At 70.0% G+C, this 17028-nt stretch carries 17 protein-coding genes and 1 riboswitch; of the genes, 3 read left to right on the forward strand and 14 right to left on the reverse strand.

What is annotated here, in order from left to right:
* Nucleotides 1-40 precede the first annotated feature (40 nt).
* Complete coding sequence (locus FBZ33_RS14535) at nt 41-760, forward strand: SDR family NAD(P)-dependent oxidoreductase (RefSeq protein WP_158240915.1); 720 nt, start codon at nt 41-43, stop codon at nt 758-760.
* A gap of 31 nt (nt 761-791) precedes the next feature.
* On the opposite strand, the gene def is transcribed toward FBZ33_RS14535, so the two are convergent.
* Nucleotides 792-1301: a peptide deformylase gene (gene def, locus FBZ33_RS14540; RefSeq protein WP_088948232.1), complete on the reverse strand. Its 510-nt coding sequence runs from the start codon at nt 1299-1301 to the stop codon at nt 792-794.
* Nucleotides 1302-1332: 31 nt separating this feature from the next.
* Entirely contained in the window at nt 1333-2610 is a 1278-nt protein-coding gene (locus FBZ33_RS14545; RefSeq protein ID WP_141909452.1) for a chorismate-binding protein, read from the reverse strand.
* A gap of 123 nt (nt 2611-2733) precedes the next feature.
* Between FBZ33_RS14545 and FBZ33_RS14550 the strand changes: the two genes are divergently transcribed.
* Nucleotides 2734-2934, forward strand: a complete 201-nt coding sequence (locus FBZ33_RS14550) for a DUF5999 family protein (protein WP_007460326.1) — start codon at nt 2734-2736, stop codon at nt 2932-2934.
* 149 nt (nt 2935-3083) lie between these two features.
* Here the strand turns inward: FBZ33_RS14550 and gcvP are convergent, their stop codons facing one another.
* The 3 genes from gcvP to FBZ33_RS14565 form a co-directional block, all read right to left on the reverse strand.
* Nucleotides 3084-5906 (reverse strand): aminomethyl-transferring glycine dehydrogenase, encoded by a 2823-nt coding sequence (gene gcvP, locus FBZ33_RS14555; protein WP_141909453.1) that lies wholly within the window; start codon nt 5904-5906, stop codon nt 3084-3086.
* 73 nt (nt 5907-5979) lie between these two features.
* Nucleotides 5980-6078: riboswitch (glycine riboswitch) on the reverse strand.
* A gap of 72 nt (nt 6079-6150) precedes the next feature.
* Nucleotides 6151-6999 carry an NAD-dependent protein deacetylase gene (locus FBZ33_RS14560; RefSeq protein WP_141909454.1) on the reverse strand — a complete coding sequence of 283 codons (849 nt, stop codon included), beginning with the start codon at nt 6997-6999 and terminating at the stop codon, nt 6151-6153.
* A 66-nt stretch (nt 7000-7065) separates the two neighbouring features.
* On the reverse strand, nt 7066-8133 hold the full coding sequence (locus FBZ33_RS14565) for a MerR family transcriptional regulator (RefSeq protein WP_141912683.1): 1068 nt from the start codon (nt 8131-8133) through the stop codon (nt 7066-7068).
* Between the two features lie 154 nt (nt 8134-8287).
* Between FBZ33_RS14565 and FBZ33_RS14570 the strand changes: the two genes are divergently transcribed.
* Nucleotides 8288-8944 carry an SDR family oxidoreductase gene (locus FBZ33_RS14570; protein WP_141909455.1) on the forward strand — a complete coding sequence of 219 codons (657 nt, stop codon included), beginning with the start codon at nt 8288-8290 and terminating at the stop codon, nt 8942-8944.
* Nucleotides 8945-8972: 28 nt separating this feature from the next.
* Here FBZ33_RS14570 and FBZ33_RS14575 read toward each other — a convergent pair whose 3' ends face one another.
* The 9 genes from FBZ33_RS14575 to gcvH all read right to left on the reverse strand — a co-directional run bounded on the left by FBZ33_RS14575 (nt 8973) and on the right by gcvH (nt 16989).
* The gene (locus FBZ33_RS14575; protein ID WP_185755307.1) at nt 8973-10622 is read right to left on the reverse strand and encodes a substrate-binding domain-containing protein; all 1650 of its coding nucleotides are present in this window, start codon (nt 10620-10622) and stop codon (nt 8973-8975) included.
* Nucleotides 10623-11147: 525 nt separating this feature from the next.
* On the reverse strand, nt 11148-11843 hold the full coding sequence (locus tag FBZ33_RS14580) for a DivIVA domain-containing protein (RefSeq protein WP_141909457.1): 696 nt from the start codon (nt 11841-11843) through the stop codon (nt 11148-11150).
* A 52-nt stretch (nt 11844-11895) separates the two neighbouring features.
* Nucleotides 11896-13077, reverse strand: a complete 1182-nt coding sequence (locus FBZ33_RS14585; RefSeq protein WP_088948239.1) for a globin domain-containing protein — start codon at nt 13075-13077, stop codon at nt 11896-11898.
* 2 nt (nt 13078-13079) lie between these two features.
* Nucleotides 13080-13478, reverse strand: coding sequence for a group 1 truncated hemoglobin (locus tag FBZ33_RS14590; protein WP_141909458.1), 399 nt, complete (start codon nt 13476-13478; stop codon nt 13080-13082).
* Nucleotides 13479-13746: 268 nt separating this feature from the next.
* Nucleotides 13747-14343, reverse strand: coding sequence for a MerR family transcriptional regulator (locus FBZ33_RS14595; RefSeq protein WP_088948241.1), 597 nt, complete (start codon nt 14341-14343; stop codon nt 13747-13749).
* 197 nt (nt 14344-14540) lie between these two features.
* Entirely contained in the window at nt 14541-15005 is a 465-nt protein-coding gene (locus FBZ33_RS14600) for a bifunctional nuclease family protein (RefSeq protein ID WP_088951760.1), read from the reverse strand.
* Between the two features lie 184 nt (nt 15006-15189).
* A complete protein-coding gene (locus tag FBZ33_RS14605; RefSeq protein WP_172862197.1) occupies nt 15190-15891 on the reverse strand; it encodes a MerR family transcriptional regulator in 702 nt (233 codons plus the stop codon).
* Nucleotides 15892-15941: 50 nt separating this feature from the next.
* Nucleotides 15942-16394 (reverse strand): FHA domain-containing protein, encoded by a 453-nt coding sequence (locus FBZ33_RS14610; RefSeq protein ID WP_007071101.1) that lies wholly within the window; start codon nt 16392-16394, stop codon nt 15942-15944.
* 214 nt (nt 16395-16608) lie between these two features.
* Nucleotides 16609-16989 (reverse strand): glycine cleavage system protein GcvH, encoded by a 381-nt coding sequence (gene gcvH / locus FBZ33_RS14615; RefSeq protein WP_088948243.1) that lies wholly within the window; start codon nt 16987-16989, stop codon nt 16609-16611.
* Nucleotides 16990-17028: the final 39 nt, after the last annotated feature.

Genomic DNA, 17028 nt, shown 5'->3' on the forward strand with positions numbered 1-17028 from the left:
TTCGGTACTGACTGATACCGAACTCCGTGGAGGTAGACCAGTGAAAAAAGCCGTTCTCATCACCGGAGGAACATCGGGCATCGGCCTGAGCCTCGCGGAGTCCTTCCTCAACGACGGAGCCGACGTGGTGGTGTGCGGCCGATCGCGGACAGCCCTCGACCGCTTCAGCCGGGCACATCCGCAGGCGCTGGCCGTTCAGGCCGACGTGACCGTCCCTCTGGCGAGAGCCGCCCTGCTGGACGCGGTGACGGATCGGTTCGGCCGGCTCGACGTGTTGGTCAACAACGCCGGCACGTTCGTCGAACGGGACTTCGCCGGAAACGACGACGCCACAGTGGCGCTCGACCAGGAGATCGCCCTGAATCTCACGGCGCCCATTCACCTCACAGGAGAGGTGGTGCGGCGCTGGCCGGCCCTGGACGCGATCGTGTTCGTGACGTCGGGCTTCGCGCTGGTCTCTCCCACCCGCGCACCGACCTACGGCGCTGTCAAGGCCGGATTGCACGGCTTCGCCGACGGACTTCGCCGTCAACTCGCACCTCACGGCACCCACGTGCTCGAAGTGCTCCCACCGACCACGGACACGCCCATGAACGCCGACGCCACCGGACCGAAACTGCCACCTGCCGAGGTCGCGGAGGTCACCCTCAGAGCACTGCGGCAACGCCGGCCGATGGCTCTGCCGGGCCAGACGAAACTGTTGCCCACGATGCTCCGGATCGCGCCACACACCCTCGGGCGGATGGTCGCGAAACGGTGAGCGCCGGCTTTCCGGAACGACCGGACGAGGGTCAGCGGCGGCGGCTGGGTGAGTCGAAGCGGCCGGCGCGGATCTCACGCAGGGCGCGGCGGCGGATGTCACCGCGCAGGGTGTCGACGTAGAGCGTGCCGCGCAGGTGGTCGGTCTCGTGTTGCAGGGCGCGGGCGAGGAACCCGCTGCCGGCGATGGTCAACGGTTCGCCGTGCTGGTCGACGCCGCGGGCGGTGGCGTGCAGGGCCCGGGCGGTCGGGAAGTACAGCCCGGGGATGGACAGGCAGCCCTCCTCGTCGTCCTGGAGCTCGTCGGACAGTTCGAGGGTGGGGTTGATCAGGTGGCCGCGGTGCCCGTCGGCGTCGTAGACGAACACCTGGGCGCTGACGCCGATCTGGGGTGCGGCGACGCCGGCGCGGCCGGGGGCGCCGAGCAGGGTGTCCATCAGGTCGGTGACCAGGGCCCGCAGCTCGGCGTCGAAGGTGGTGACCGGTTCACATTCGGTGCGCAGGACGGGGTCGCCGATGATCCGGATGGGCCGCATGGTCATGTCGGTCAGCGTATCGCCGGTGGCGGTGGGGTCACCGCCCGGCCAGGGTGGCGCGGATCGGGGCTGTCTTCGCGGCGGCTTCGGCGACCTCGGCGGACGCGTCGCTGTCCCAGGTGATGCCGCCGCCTGCCCAGGTGTGCAGGTGCTGGCCGTCGGCGGCGGCGGTGCGGATGGTCAGGCCGAGGTCGACGCGGCCGGGGGCGACCCAGCCCAGCGCGCCCATGCTGGCGCCGCGACCGACGGGTTCGAGGGCGGCGATCTGGGTGAGGGCCGCGCGTTTGGGCGCGCCGGTGACGGACCCGCCGGGGCAGGTGGCGCGCAGCAGGTCGGCGAGGCCGAGGCCGTCGGCGGCCGCGGCGCGGACTGTCGACTCGGCCTGCCACAGGTCGCACCAGCGGCGGACGGTGAACAGGTCGTCGACGGTGACGGTGCCGGTGCGGGCGATGCGGGCGAGGTCGTTGCGTTCCAGGTCGACGATCATGACGTGTTCGGCGCGTTCCTTGGCGCTGGCGAGGAGTTCGGCGCGGCCGGTGGCGGTGGCCGGGCGGGTGCCCTTGATGGGTCGGGTGATCAGGTGTCCGTCGGTGACCTCGATGAGGGTTTCCGGGGAGGCACAGCCGATGGCCCAGCCGTCGCCGGTGAGGACGCCGCCGTAGCGGGCGCCGGGGAGCGCGCCGAGGCGGCTGAGGGCGGGCAGGGGGTCGCCGGTGTAGCGGGCGGCGGCGTGCCCGACGAGGTTGGTCTGGTAGACGTCGCCGCGGCCGATGGCGGCGCGGACCTGGTCGACGGCATCGGCGTGTTGACGCGGCGTCCAGCTCTCGGTCCACTCGCCGAGCCACCACGACGACGCCGGTGCGCCCGGTGGGGTGGCCCGGGTGGGGCGGTGGTCGTAGACGACGACGGCGAGGTCGGGCAGGGTCGGCGCGGGCTCGGGCGCCGCGCCGGGTGCGCCGGCCAGGTGGGCCCCGGCCGCGGCGGACAGGTAGAGCGCCGCCCCGCAGACCCCGGTGTCGTGCTGGCGGGTGGCCGGTCGGGTGAGGTCGTGCAGTGGCAGGCCGTGTGCGGCGAGGAACTCCTCGGCGAGTGCGGCGGGGTCGCCGCCGTCACTGAGGCGCCACTGCAGTCGGGCGCGTTCGGTCAGGGCGCCCCGGCACGCGGCCGGCGCCGCCGGCACATCGACCAACGCGGTCGGGCCGCTGCCCGCGGCCAACGCAGCTGAGCCGCTGCCCGCGGCCAACTGAGCTGAGCCGCTGCCCGCGGCACCAACCTGTGGGAGCGTTTCCACGCCGTACGGTCCGACCTTCCTCATCCGTTCAGTGGATTTCCGGTGCGCCAGGTGGGCACCTGCTCGATGCTGGACACTTTCGCTTGGTACTGTGCGTCACTGGTCATGTGAACCATGACACAGTGCCCCCACAGTCCGGAGAACCCGATGTGCCAGCACCAACCGACCTGCCCCTCTGCTGAAGCCACCGATCGGGAAGCCGCGCGAGTCCTCGCTTGCTTCCGTGAGCAGGGCTGGAGCCTGCTCTGCAATGGTGTCATCGTCTTCGAGGACACCGGCGAGCTGCTCCCCGACGGCAGCAGCATCGCACCGCACCGCGGCCCCGCCCGTCACGCCCTCGTCGCCTGATCGACCACTCAGAGTCACCGAATAGCCGCCGTCGACCCAGGCTGGTCCCCCGGTAAGGGACGCCGAGCCCAGGTCGCAGCGGCTGCCGGGGCGGCCAACACCGCCCGCCCCGGCTCGCCGTCGTTCGTCCTCGAACGCCCCCGGCGTTGTCAGTCCTCGAACGCCTCCGGCGACGGGCACGAGCAGACCAGGTTCCGGTCGCCGTACGCGCCGTCGATACGCCGCACCGGCGGCCAGTACTTCCCGGCCCGGTCCACCCCTGCCGGGTACGCGCCCACCGACCGCGGGTACGGGTGCGGCCACTCGTCACCGCTGACCATCGCCGCGGTGTGCGGCGCGTTGGCCAGGGGGTTGTCCCCTAGCGGCCACGACCCGAAATCCACCTGCTCGATCTCCGCCCGGATCGCGATCATCGCGTCACAGAACCGGTCCAGCTCGGCCAGGTCCTCGCTCTCGGTCGGCTCCACCATCAGCGTCCCCGCCACCGGGAACGACATCGTCGGCGCGTGGAAGCCGTAGTCGATCAGCCGCTTCGCCACGTCGTCGACGCTCACCCCGGTCGCCTTCGTCAACGGCCGCAGGTCGAGGATGCACTCGTGCGCCACCAGGCCCTTGTTGCCGGCGTACAGCACCGGGAAGTGTCCCCGCAGGCGCGCCGCCACGTAGTTCGCCGCCAGGACCGCCACGCCGGTCGCCCGGGTCAGCCCCTCGGCGCCCATCATCCGCAGGTACGCCCACGGGATCGGCAGGATCCCCGCCGACCCGTACTTCGCCGCCGAGATCGCCGGCGTGGAGTCCTCGTGCGCGCCCAGCGGGTCACCGGGCAGGAACGGCGCCAGGTGCGCGCGCACCGCGACCGGGCCCACGCCGGGGCCACCGCCGCCGTGCGGGATGCAGAACGTCTTGTGCAGGTTCAGGTGCGACACGTCCGCGCCGAACTTGCCCGGCTTCGCGAACCCGACCAGGGCGTTGAGGTTCGCCCCGTCGACGTACACCTGACCGCCGGCGTCGTGGACCTTCGCGCACAGCGACGCGATGCCCGTCTCGTACACGCCGTGCGTCGACGGGTACGTCACCATGATCCCGGCGAGCGCGTCCCGGTGCTTGTCGATCTTCGCGTCGAGGTCGACCAGGTCGACGTTGCCGTCGTCGTCGCAGGCCACCACGACGACCCGCATGCCGGCCATCACCGCCGACGCCGCGTTGGTGCCGTGCGCCGACGACGGGATCAGGCACACGTCGCGGTGCGACTCACCCCGCGAGGCGTGGTAGGAGCGGATCGCCAGCAACCCGGCCAGCTCACCCTGGGAGCCCGCGTTGGGCTGCACGCTGACCGCGTCGTAGCCGGTCACCTCGGCCAGCCACGACTCCAGCTGGCCGATCATCTCCCGGTACCCGGCGGTCTGCGCGTCCGGCGCGAACGGGTGGATGTGCGCGAACTCCGCCCAGCTGATCGGCTCCATCTCGGTGGTCGCGTTCAGCTTCATCGTGCACGACCCGAGCGGAATCATGCCCCGGTCCAGGGCGTAGTCGAAGTCCGACAGCCGGCGCAGGTAGCGCAGCATCGCCGTCTCGGAGTGGTGGCTGCGGAACACCGGGTGGGTGAGGAAGTCACTGGTGCGGGCCAGGTCGACAGGCAGGGTCGCGTCCACGGCCCCGTCGAACGCGGGCACCCCGAAGGCCGCCCACACCTGCGCCAGGTGCGCGGCCGTGGTGGTCTCGTCACAGGACACGCCCACCCGGTCGGCGTCGACCAGCCGCAGGTTCACGCCCCGCTCGGCGGCCGCCGCGACGACCTGCGCGGCCCGGCCCGGCACGCTGACGGTCACGGTGTCGAAGAACGCGACGTCCGCGACGTCCACGGCACCGGCGCGCAGCCCGGCCGCGAGCCGCGCCGCCATCTGATGGGTACGCGTCGCGATGTCACGCAGCCCGTCCGGGCCGTGGTAGACGGCGTACATGCCGGCCATCACGGCGAGCAGCACCTGCGCGGTGCAGATGTTGCTGGTCGCCTTCTCCCGCCGGATGTGCTGCTCGCGGGTCTGCAACGCCAACCGGTAGGCCGGGTTGCCGTCGGCGTCGCGCGACACCCCGACCAGGCGCCCGGGCAGCATCCGCTCCAGGCCCGCGCGCACCGCCAGGTAACCGGCGTGCGGCCCACCGAAGCCCATCGGTACGCCGAAGCGCTGGGTGGTGCCGGCGGCGATGTCCGCCCCGATCTCGCCCGGCGCCCGCAGCAGCGTCAACGCCAACAGGTCCGCGGCGACCGTGACGAGGGCCCCGGCGGCGTGTGCGGCCTCGACGAGGGCGGTGTGGTCCCGGACCGCCCCGGACGCCCCCGGGTACTGCAGGTGCAGGCCGAAGAACTCCGCCGGCACCTCGTCGCGCTCGACGTCGACGACCCGCACCTCGATGCCGAGCGGCTCGGCCCGACTGGCGATGACCGCGATGGTCTGCGGCAACGCGTCGGCGTCGACGACGTACACCCGGCTCTTGCTCTTGGAGGCACGCCGCGCGAGGGTCATGGCCTCGGCCGCGGCGGTGCCCTCGTCGAGCATGGAGGCGTTCGCGGTGGCCAGACCGGTCAGGTCGGTGACCATCGTCTGGAAGTTCAGCAGCGCCTCCAGGCGGCCCTGGCTGATCTCCGGCTGGTACGGCGTGTACGCCGTGTACCAGGCCGGGTCCTCCAGCACGTTACGGCGGATCACCGCCGGGGTGTGCGTGCCGTGGTAGCCCAGACCGATCATGGACACGGCGACGGTGTTGCGGGCCGCCAGGGCGCGCAGCTCGGCGATCGTCTCGGCCTCGGTGGCCGGGTCCGGCAGGTCGAGGGTGCCGTGCCAGCGGATCACCTCGGGGATCGCGGCGTCCATCAGCTCGTCGATCGAGCCGTGCCCGACGACCTCCAACATCCGACGCTCGTCGTCGGGGCCGGGACCGATGTGACGGGTGGCGAACTGCTCTACGGTCATAGGAGGCACTCCCGGGGCGAGGTCGACGTGTCGGCCTCCCCCTCTGTCGCACCCCATGGGGCGCTCCACAGTGCCTGCCCACGAGGTCCTTTTGCCTGAGAGGTTCCGGGGAGGATTTGCCCCTTCGGCGCCGCCCTGCGTGCTGTCGGGCGGTCTCTCCCACGTGGGTGTTACCGGCGCTCCCAACGCTACCAGCGCCGGTGTTTCCCGCAGATGTCCTACCCCCGGCCCCCGTGCCTGCCGTTCAGACCCCGACCGTCGCCGCGTTGCCGGCGACCCGGGCGGCCAGCTCCGGCAGCAGCGCGCCCAACGGGGCATCGACGCACACGCTGGCGTGTGCGTCGCCCCGCGTCGGACCCTGGTTGACGATGGCCACCGGGATGCCCTGTTTCGCCGCCCGAATCACGAAACGTCGCCCCGACATCACCGTCAACGACGACCCCAGCACCAGCAACGACCGTGCCTGCTCCACGGCCGCGAAGCAGCGCGCCACCCGCTGCGGCGGCACCGTCTCGCCGAAGAACACCACGTCGGGCTTCAACATGCCGGTGCCGCAGATCCCGCAGTCCACCGGCCGGAACGCCGCCACCTGCTCGTCGGGGAGATCCACATCACCGTCCGGGTTGACCGCGGCGACCCGGGCCACGAAGTCCGGGTTGGCCTCGCGCAGGCGCCGGTCCAGTTCCTCCCGGGAGGTCAGGTTGCCGCAGTCCAGGCAGGTCACCTCGTCGAGGCGACCATGCAACTCGATCACCGACGTGCTGCCGGCCGCGCCGTGCAGACCGTCGACGTTCTGGGTGATCACCGAGTCGACCAGCCCGGCCTGTTGCAGCCCGGCGACCGCCCGGTGTCCGGCGTTGGGCGCCGCGCCCGCGATCAACCGCCATCCCAGGTGGCTGCGCGCCCAGTAGCGCCGCCGGGCGAGGGGGTCACGGGTGAACGCCTGGAAGGTCATCGGGGTGTGCCGCCGGGCCACCCCGCTGGGCCCCCGATAGTCGGGGATGCCCGACTCGGTGGACAGGCCCGCACCGCTGAGCACCACCACCCCACCACCGGCCACCAGCGAGGTCAACGCGTCGAAGCTCTCCGTCACGCCTCCATGCTGCCTCAGCGCACCCGCCGACGCCGAGCCTCACCCCGGCGGGAAGCGCCGCGACGTCTACACCGCCACGATGTCGGCGACGACGCAGGCGATGTTGTCCGGCGCACCCTCGGCCCGCGCCAGGTCGATCAACCCCCGCACCGTCTGCTCGGGATCGGTGGCCGCGCCCAGCACCGCGCACAGATCGGCCCGGTCGACGACGGCGGACAACCCGTCGGAGCACAGCAGGTACCGGTCACCGGGCAGCGCCGTACGGAGCGCGAGATCCGCCTCGACCTGCGGACCGGCGCCGAGGGCACGCACCAGCATCGCCCGCTGCGGATGCGTGGCGGCCTCAACGGGGTCGAGGCGACCCTGATCCACCTGGGCCCGCACCCACGTGTGGTCCTGCGTCAACAGCGACAGCTCACCGTCGCGCAACAGGTACGCCCGGGTGTCACCGACGTGCACGAGGGCCAGTTGGGAGCCGCTGCGCAGCAACGCGGTCAGCGTGGTGACCGGCTGATGATCCTCGGTCGCCAACCCGCGCACCGCACGGTCGGCGTCGGCGACCGCACCGGCGAGCATCGTCAGCAGCTCCACGGCCGGCGCGTCCGTGAGCTCCAGCGGCCTGAGGGCGTCGATGGCGGCAGCGCTCGCGTCCGCGCCACCGGCCCCTCGCATGCCGTCGGCGACGGCGAGCAACCGCTGGCTGGCGTACGCGGCGTCCTCGTTGCTGTCGCGAACGGTGCCGGTCTCACAGTCGGAGGCGTAACGGACGGCAAGGGTGGGATTCGCTGATGACACGGTGGTGCTCCCTCCGGACAGATGATCCACGAGGACGGTGGCGAGCCGGGCGCGCGCCGCGGTGTCGGCGGTGACCTGCCGCCAGTACGCGGTGATCGCCTCAGCCGCCGCCGCGGGCGCCAACCCACACACGGTGCGGATCATGGCCAGCGGCATGCCGATGCGACGTAGCTGGGCGACCAGCCGGGCCAGCGGCACCTGGTCCGGGTCGTAGAGCCGGTACCCGGACTCGGGATCGACCGCCGCCGGCAGCAGCACCCCCACCTGGTCGTACAGGCGCAGGGCCTTCGGTGTCAGTCCCGCCGCCTGGGCGAACGCCCCGATGGTCAGCAGCCCCACGTCGGCTTCCTCCTCGTGCCGGTCACGGCGACCGACAGGCACCAGACTGGGCCTTGACCAAAGGTCAAGGTCAAGACCCGGACCCGGGCCGCGCGCATCGGGTTGGAACGCCTTGTGCCGCGCGTGCTGGCGGCACCGCCGGTAGTTTGGTCGTATGCGAGTCGTCATCGCCGGAGGTCACGGCAAGATCGCCCTACTGCTGCAACGTCACCTCGCCGGGCGCGGTGACACCCCGGTGGGTCTGATCCGCAACCCCGAGCAGGCCGCGACGCTGCGCGCCGCCGGCGCCACCCCCGTCGTCTGCGACCTGGAACACGCCGACGTCACCGAGGTCGCCGCGCACCTCGACAGCGCCGACGCGGTGATCTTCGCCGCCGGCGCCGGCCCCGGCAGCAGCGCCGCCCGCAAGGACAGCGTCGACCGGGGGGCGGCCGCGCTGCTCGCCGACGCCGCCACCCGCGCCGGTGTCCACCGCTACCTGCTGGTCTCCTCCATGGGCGTGGACGACCCACCGGCCGCCGGCACCGACGACGTGTGGGCGGCGTACCTGAGGGCGAAACGCGCCGCCGAGGACGACCTGCGCGGCCGCGACCTGGCCTGGACGGTGCTGCGACCAGGCCAGCTCACCGACGACCCACCCACCGGGCGGGTCACCCTCACCCGGCACGCCGGCCGTGGCGGGATCAGCCGCGCCGACGTCGCCCACGTCCTCGTCGCTCTGCTCGACGAACCCCGCACCGCCGGCAAGACGCTGGAACTCGTCGACGGGCCCACCCCGATCGCCGACGCCGTCCAGGCCGCCCACGCCTGAGGGGGACAGCGCCGCCCGCCCCGGGCCACTAGTCGCCTGCTCCGGCCGCTGCCAGGAAGATGTTCGCCATCGCAGCGGCAAGATCTTTGGGGTTCTGCGCGGCCTCGGCCCGGCCGCCGGTTGTCTCGGCGACCGCGCGCAACGTGTCCAGGTCCGCGCTTTCGCCGATGCCGATCGAGAACACCGGCACCGGGGGTTGGCTCTGGGTGAGCTGTTTGAGGAATTGCGCCTTGTCCATGGCATGGGGTGAGTTTCCGTCTCGACCGTCGGTCAGGACGACGACGATCGCCCGGCGATCTGGCCTGATCTTGGGTTGCATATACCCCACGGCGTCGAGCACCGCCTGATACAGCGGCGTTCCGCCATCAGGAATAGGAGTGTATGCCGCAATCTTTCGGCCGACGGCTTCGCGACGCGTTCCGCTCTTTACGGTGCCGGTGATGGGCCCTAGGGGAACAACCACCTCCGTTGGCGGGCTTTTCGCAGTTGGCGTGCCGAAGAACCACAATCCGAGTTCCGTGTCATTGGTGAACGTCTGCGCGGCGACAGCGCCGAAGGACCGAAGCAGCGTCGCCTTGGTCTCGGTTCGACCCGGCCCGACGACCACAGGAGCGGCCATGGAGCCTGAACGGTCGACGACCACGAGCACCTGAAAGCGCTCCGGTAGGTAGCGGGACCATTCGGCCGCTTCCAGGCCCAAGCTCACGTCTGCGACCGCCGTCGGCTCGGCGATCTTCAAGGGCAGACCCTTGGGTACGCCGACCCGAGGCGACGGCCCCCCGAAACCGGTGAGGCGAAAACCTGCGGCCACCAGGGCGTTGCTGGTGTCCACCGATCGCAGACTGCCAATGAACTGGGTGAGCAGCCGGCGCTGCACGGCAGTGGCGGTGGACTGACCTGCGATCGCCACGGGGTAGTCAGCCTCGACCGCGATGTCGGTGGCATACAGGTTCAGCACTGGATTGTCGCGGCCATCGTTGTGCTTCCAGAGCTGCTGCTCGAGCACCAGGAACATCCCAAGGTCGGCAAGGGCCTTGCGGTCGCCGCCCTGCTCGGCGGCGACACGTAGCAACTCACCGGCCGACGCGTCCGCGTCGAGCAGCCTGCTGCGCAGCGCGAGGGCCCGAAGCTTCGCTACGCCGGGCTCGGTTCCAGGCACGGCGGCGGCGGCCTGCACCGCCACGAAAGACAGCAGACCGGCGGTGTCCCGGGTGGGGTCACCCATGCTGAGCTTGACCGACCCTCCCACGACACCGCTCAACAACGTCGCCCACGAAAAGCCGGATCGGGCCCACGGCGAACCAGCCACACCCGCGGGCGCAGCAAGAACCACAGGAGACCGTGCCAGGGAGTCGTCGTGGATGGGGTAGACACGCCGGTCCGGGTCGACGCTGTCCAGCCAGATGCGAGACGACGGGATCCACACCTGCAGCCCTTCCGGCGCACCCTTCTGTGCCGTGATCGCCGGATCTTCCCCGACGACATCCACCGCACCGCAGACATCACCCATCTTTCCCACCGCCGCTGCCACCGCAGGCACAATTTCGGGGGCCACGACGACGCGCAGGGACTCCGCGCCCTTCCCGCAGGACGAGCCCGGTGACAGCTTGTCCATGATCCCCGCGTAATTCGTCGTGGCGGCGATGACCAGTCCCGCGACAACGACAGAGGTCAGCACAAGAAATCTGTTCCGGAGTCGAGGCCGGCGACGATGGCGTTGCGGAGGCTCAACCCCGCCCAACTCCGCACCACGCTGGCCATGACGATTGGTAGTCACCGACGAACGATCCCTGCCACCACTATCGGTAGTCATGTCTTCTCTCACAGTTGCATACGCGCGCGAATTCGGCCGCCTGAACGAGCGGTAACTGATCTTCGCGTAAAGTTACTTGACAGGTGGCAAGGGCCTGAAAGCGGTCGCCGAAACTGCACCTGTTCGCATTTGAACAGATAGCGTCATACTGTCTATGTCGATTCTGACAGATAGCGTCATGCTGTCCATGTCGATCCCGACAAGCGGCACGCGCGATGTGGGCGACCGGCCCCGGCTACGCCCCGGCCCTCAAAGACCCGGGCAGCGCCACAGCAGCTCCCTCGATCTTCATGCCCTCGCGGGACCCGCCTCGAACTCGGCGGTTCGTCGTTCCCACCAACACCGGAGCCGGGGTGAGGTCCGGCAGAAGCGGACCCCACCCCGGCTCCGTCACCGCTGCTGGTGCCGCGGCAACGCCGACTGCCCCGCCGTGCCCCCCACGAAGGGCGCACCCGGCGTCTCCGCGGCGATCCGGTCCATCGTGCGGGCCAACTGCTCACTGCCATCGTCGAGATGCCGCGCCGCCGCCTGCATGTGCGACACCATCATCTCGCCGAAGATCCGCAACGCCTCCCGGGTGGCCACCGTGTCGTCGAAGGTCGGCCCCGCCGCGCTGCGGTACTCCGCCACCGCCCGTTCCGCCTCCTGCTTCGCCTCCGCCTCCGCGGCGTGCAGGTAACTCTCGTACTGCACCCGGGCGTACTCGGCGACCCGCCGCGCGTAGTCATGCGCCTGCGCGATGATCTGCTCCGCCTCCCGCTGCGCCGCGGACAGCAGATTCACCTCCCGCGCCGCCGGGACCTTCGCCGCCGCCCCCGTACTCGGGATCACCCCGTGCCGGTGCAACTCCACCCGGTCGGTCAGCCGCTCGTTCTCCGCCCGCAACGTCGCGATCTGCGTCGCCAACAGGTCCAACTCGTCGGCCACCTGCATCCGGAACCGGTCCACGTCGGCGTTGTCGTAACCACGCCGGGCGAACGACGCGGCACCGAACTCCCACCGCCGAACCCGGTCGGCGGTCATCCGCACCTGCACACCACCGGAAACCTGCATCCCGTCATACCGACTGATCGGGGTCGCGCTCACCTGTCCGCCCCTCCGATCGCGACTGCGGGACCCGCAAGCTCACCTCTCGTGCTCACCTGAGCCCACCTCCCGAAGTGTCACCGGCGGTCGTCTCCTGCACCGCCGTGCGCCAGGCCGCGCCGTACCACTGCGCGCCCAGACCCTCGTGGTGCACCTGACCCGCGTGAAAACCCGCCTGGGCCAACGTCCGCACCGCATGCGAAACCATCTCGTCGGACCCGCACACGAACACGTGCCGGGAACGCCAGTCACCGTCGGCCAACGCCCGATCCACCGCGTGCACGAACTCCCCCGGCCGGTGCACGTCGGCACCCACCACGTAGGTCACCGTCAACCACGGGTACGACGACGCCAACTTGTCGATCGCCTCGCTGTCATAGAGCTCACTGCGGGAACGGGCCCCCACGTAGAGATCCACCCGCCGGCGGGAACCCTCCGCCGCGACCTGCTCCACCAACGCCTTCACCGGCGCCCAGCCCGTCCCCGCGGCCACCAACAACAGGTCACTGGAACCCGCCGACCACAACCCCAGCCGATCCCCCACCGGCGCCGCCAGGTGGATCCGATCCCCCACCGCCGACCCGTACACCAACCGAGACGACACCGCCCCGCCCGGCGCGGCCCGCACATGCAACTCCAACGTGCCGTCCGCGCGCGGCGCGTTCGCCGGCGAGTAGTACCGCCACGACCGCACAGCCGGATGCGACACCCCGATCGACTGACCCGGAGTGAACGGCAACAGATACTGCGGGCGCACCGTCAACACCGCCACGTCGAACGCCCGCCGCTCGTGGGCCACGATCTCCGCCACCCACCACGGCGGGTTCACCGCCTCGGCGGCCTGCGCGGCCTCCGTCATCACCTGGGCCACCAACCCGTACGCGGCCGCCCAGTCCGACGCCAACTCGTCGGTCCACTGCTCGGCGAGGAAATGCTGCAACGTCGCCAACAGCGCCTCACCAACCGCCGGGTAGTGCTCCGCGCGGACCGCGAACTTGCGGTGGTCCGCACCGAGGTCCTGCAGGAAACCCACCAGGTGCTCCACCTGGTCCACGTTCGACACGATGTGACCCAACGCCGTCACCAGGCGATCCCGCTGCCCGGCCATGTTCGTGGGGAACATCTGCCGCGTCTCGGGATGAGCGAGGAACAACGTCGAGTAGAAGTAGAGCGGCACCTGATCACCGTGCCCGGCGACCACCGACCAGCTCTGCTTGAGTCGGGCCGCGTCCACGCTCAGACGCCCGACCGGTTTCCGCGGGACACCACCTGGTCCTGCACCTGCCCCAGCACCGTCTGCACGTCCGCCAGGATGTCCGCCGGCACACCCAACTCGGTCAGCGTCACCACCAGGTGCCCACCGACCATCGCGTAGTGCTCCACCGGGATGTTCAACGGCTGGTGCGCCTCCGCCAACCCACGACCGGCGTACTCGTCAGGGCCACCCAGCACCGTGGTCAACATCAACGTCAGATGCCGCCGCTGACCCACCATGTCCACATCGGAGAAGTAACCCGCCAACTCCGGGTCGACGAGCACCTTGTCGTAGAACAGGTCAACGGCCGCCCTCACCGCGCTGGCACCGCCAATGCGGTCGTAGTGCGAGGCGGGCGCGGTCTCTTCGGTAACCGTCACGGTCATTCCTCCGGGGGGTGAAGGGGCCAGAACCGTGTCGGACCATAGCGTGTCAATCGCCTCCGGTCAGTGCCCCCTTATCGGGTTCCCGACAACACGAAGACACGCTGCGTCACCACTACCGATGAGTATCTCGACAAGGAGCCACCGCAACGACACCCACAGTGTCCACTGTAGACAACGAAGCCTGGCGAACCCGCTCACCGTCACCGACGGTCGCGACAAAACGAACCGAAAAAAACCCGGAACCCGCCAACGCCCCCGGCGCTCAGCCAGCCCGCCGCCGCGCCCGCCGCGCCGCCAACTCGTCACCGACCGGATCCGACTCGGACGCCGCCGCCGGCTCCACCGGGCCGCTCGTCGCCGGCTCCGCCGGCAGATGCGACAACGACCCCTGGATCTCCTTGAAAGCCCCACCGATCGCGATCCCGAAGACACCCTGGCCACCCTGCAACAGGTCGACCACCTCCTCCGGGGACCGGCACTCATACACCGTCGTCCCATCGGAGATCAGCGTGATCCCGGCCAGATCCTCCACACCACGCGACCGCAACGCCTCGATCGCCTTACGGATGTTCTGCAGGGACACCCCCGCGTCCAACAACCGCTTCACGACCTTCAACACCACCAGGTCCCGGAACGAATACAACCGCTGCGTCCCCGAACCCGAGGCGTCCCGCACGCTCGGCACCACCAGCGTCGTCCGCGCCCAGTAATCCAACTGCCGGTAACTGATGCCCACCGCGTGGCAGGCCGTCACACCCCGGTAGCCAACCGAACCCTCACCCTCAGCCACCCCATGAGGCGACGAGGCACCAGGCTCATCGAACTGTCCACCCGGATCAGAATCCCGCGGCTCGTGCATCCGGACAACCTCCCCGTCAGTGTGGCGACGCGTCGTTTCCGGGACGCGCACCCCTCGACATGGCAACCCTAACGCCACCGCCAGGGGTTACCAGGGAGGAACCGACGCGACACGCCGCGCAGCCACCGAGAAAGATCACCAACCCGCCCGCAGCATCACCCACAGTGACACCTCGAGGCGCAGAGCCCAGGCCCACCTCAGCCCGCGAAATCCTCCGGACGCACCTGCTCCAGGAACTCGCGGAACTTCTCCACCTCGTCCTCCTGCTCGTCAGGGATAACGATCCCCGCCTCGCTGAGGACCTGCTCCGAACAACGAATCGGCGCACCGACACGCAACGCCAACGCGATCGAATCGCTCGGCCGCGCCGACACCCGCACCCCATCACCGATCAACAGATCCGCGTAGAACACGTTCTCCTTGAGCTCGGTGATCTCCACCGCCTGCAAGGGCGCCTTCAACGCCGCCAACACATCCCGCAGAAGATCGTGGGTCAACGGCCGGGCCGGCTTGACCCCCTGCTGCTCGTAAGCGATAGCCGTCGCCTCGACCGCGCCGATCCAGATCGGCAGATAGCGGTCACCCTCGACCTCCCTGAGCAGGACGATCGGCTGGTTGCTGGGCAGCTCCACCCGAACTCCGACCACGCTCAGCTCGCGCACCGCCGCCTCCGTGTCGTTGTCACCTACGCCGCACCGCGCCCTTCCCTGCACGGTACACGGACCGCGACACGGCCGTCCCATGCGCTACAGCACCACGCCCGCGCCAGAAAGGGGTTACCCCAGCAAGCCTACGGCACGCTTCCCGGAAGAGATCTTTCCGCTCAGCCGCCACCCACCGGGCACATCACCGACCCAACGTCGACCGCAAACCCACCCGCACCAACGCCGCGTGCAACTGCTCCGACAACGCCACCAACTCCCGCGCCATCTCCGCCGCACGCGCCCGCGCCGCCGGATCACTCTGCCGCGCCAACGGCGCCACCAACTGCGCGAACAAACCAACCTCACGGTCAGCCGCAGTTCGGTAACCCCGCAGATGCCGCGGCTCCAACCCGTACGACGCCAACCCCGCCACCGCCGACGCGATGATCAACGCGTCCGCGTCATACCACCCCGGCGGGTCCGACACCAGCACACCGAGCCGCTCCAACTCCACCAACGTCGACTCGTCGATCCCACTGCGCGCCACGAGATCCGCCCGGCCGAGCCGCACCTGCGACGACTCGGCCGGCTCCGCCAACTCACGGCCCGGCACAGCACCATCGGGACCAACCGCCACCAACGCCGGCCGCGACCGCCCCGGCTGCTCACCGGACGAATCCCACTGCGCCAACTGCTCACGGATCACCCGCAATGGCAGGTACTTGTCCCGCTGCGCGGTCAACACGAACCGCAACCGCGCCACATCGTCCCAGCTGTACTTCCGGTAACCCGCAGCCGTCCGCTGCGGCTCGACCAGACCCTCAGCCTCAAGAAACCGCAGCTTCGAAATCGTGGTGTCCGGGAAATCCACCCGCAACTGCCCGAGCACCTCACCGATGCTCATCAGCGGCTGAGACCGGGCCGCACCGGGTGACGTGGAGGCTGCAGGCTCGTTCACCCCCGGCCGGCCTCCTCCTCCGGGCGCGGACCGGCGATGAACACGACCCGGAACTTACCGATCTGAACCTCATCACCATTACTCAACGTGGCCGCCTCGACGCGCTCACGATTCACATAGGTGCCGTTCAAACTACCCACGTCCCGCACCGTGAACGTGCCACCGTCACGGTGGAACTCCGCGTGCCGACGCGACACCGTCACGTCATCGAGGAAGATGTCACTGTCCGGATGCCGGCCACTGGTCGTCACATCGTGGTCCAACAAGAACCGGGCACCCGCATTCGGGCCTCGACGAACCACCAGCAGCGCCATACCCGGCGGCAACGAACCGGACATCCGGCTCGGCACCACATCGGTGTCCGGCCCTTCCAGCACTTCGTCGAGCGAACCGAGATTGAGCGTCGAAGTGACGTCGAGCGGGGGGAACTCGTCGTCTGGCCGCGTCATGGGACCACCTCACGGATCTGTTCGGTCGGCGTCGGGTAATGGCGGGTCTGGCCGCCGGGCACTTGAACACCCGGCGGCTGGCTCCCCGTGCCCGGGAAGGCAATTCCGCAACGCTCAACTATTGGGTTCTCGGTCGACTGGGCGAGCCTAGCCAGCGCCGAAATGCAGGGCAACCGGACGCGCGCAGACAACCCACGCGCCGGATCAAGCACACTCAGCCTTCGGTGATCTTCTGATACGCGCCGGCCGTGAGCAACCCGTCCGTCGCGGTCGGATCATTCGGCGTGATCTCCACCAACCAACCCTCACCGTACGGATCAGTGTTGATCAGCTCCGGCGTGTCACCCAACGCCTCATTGCGGGAAGCGACCGTACCAGCGACCGGGGCGTAGATCTCCGACACGCTCTTGGTCGACTCGATCTCACCCAACGAGTCACCGGCCGCGACCACCGCACCCGCCTCGGGCAACTGCACGTACACGATGTCACCCAGCGCGTCCTGCGCGAAGTGCGTGATGCCGACCCGGATCGAACCCGTGCCGTCACCCGCCACCCACTCATGCTCGGCGGTGTATCGCAGATCCTCGGGAATCACCAGACGCGTCCTTCATCCATCGGTGCCCCGGACCACCCG

Origin of the sequence: Micromonospora sp. A202 (assembly GCF_006715105.1) — a bacterium.
In the GTDB taxonomy this organism is placed as follows: Bacteria; Actinomycetota; Actinomycetes; order Mycobacteriales; family Micromonosporaceae; genus Micromonospora; species Micromonospora zamorensis.

What these genes read in the sequence shown, in the direction of transcription:
- FBZ33_RS14595 (WP_088948241.1), bottom strand. Translation starts at nt 14,343, where the DNA reads ATGCACGAGCCGCGGGATTCTGATCCGGGTGGACAGTTCGATGAGCCT.
- FBZ33_RS14570 (WP_141909455.1), top strand. Translation starts at nt 8,288, where the DNA reads ATGCGAGTCGTCATCGCCGGAGGTCACGGCAAGATCGCCCTACTGCTG.
- def (WP_088948232.1), bottom strand. Translation starts at nt 1,301, where the DNA reads ATGACCATGCGGCCCATCCGGATCATCGGCGACCCCGTCCTGCGCACC.
- gcvP (WP_141909453.1), bottom strand. Translation starts at nt 5,906, where the DNA reads ATGACCGTAGAGCAGTTCGCCACCCGTCACATCGGTCCCGGCCCCGAC.
- FBZ33_RS14605 (WP_172862197.1), bottom strand. Translation starts at nt 15,891, where the DNA reads ATGAGCATCGGTGAGGTGCTCGGGCAGTTGCGGGTGGATTTCCCGGAC.
- FBZ33_RS14610 (WP_007071101.1), bottom strand. Translation starts at nt 16,394, where the DNA reads ATGACGCGGCCAGACGACGAGTTCCCCCCGCTCGACGTCACTTCGACG.
- FBZ33_RS14550 (WP_007460326.1), top strand. Translation starts at nt 2,734, where the DNA reads ATGTGCCAGCACCAACCGACCTGCCCCTCTGCTGAAGCCACCGATCGG.
- FBZ33_RS14545 (WP_141909452.1), bottom strand. Translation starts at nt 2,610, where the DNA reads ATGAGGAAGGTCGGACCGTACGGCGTGGAAACGCTCCCACAGGTTGGT.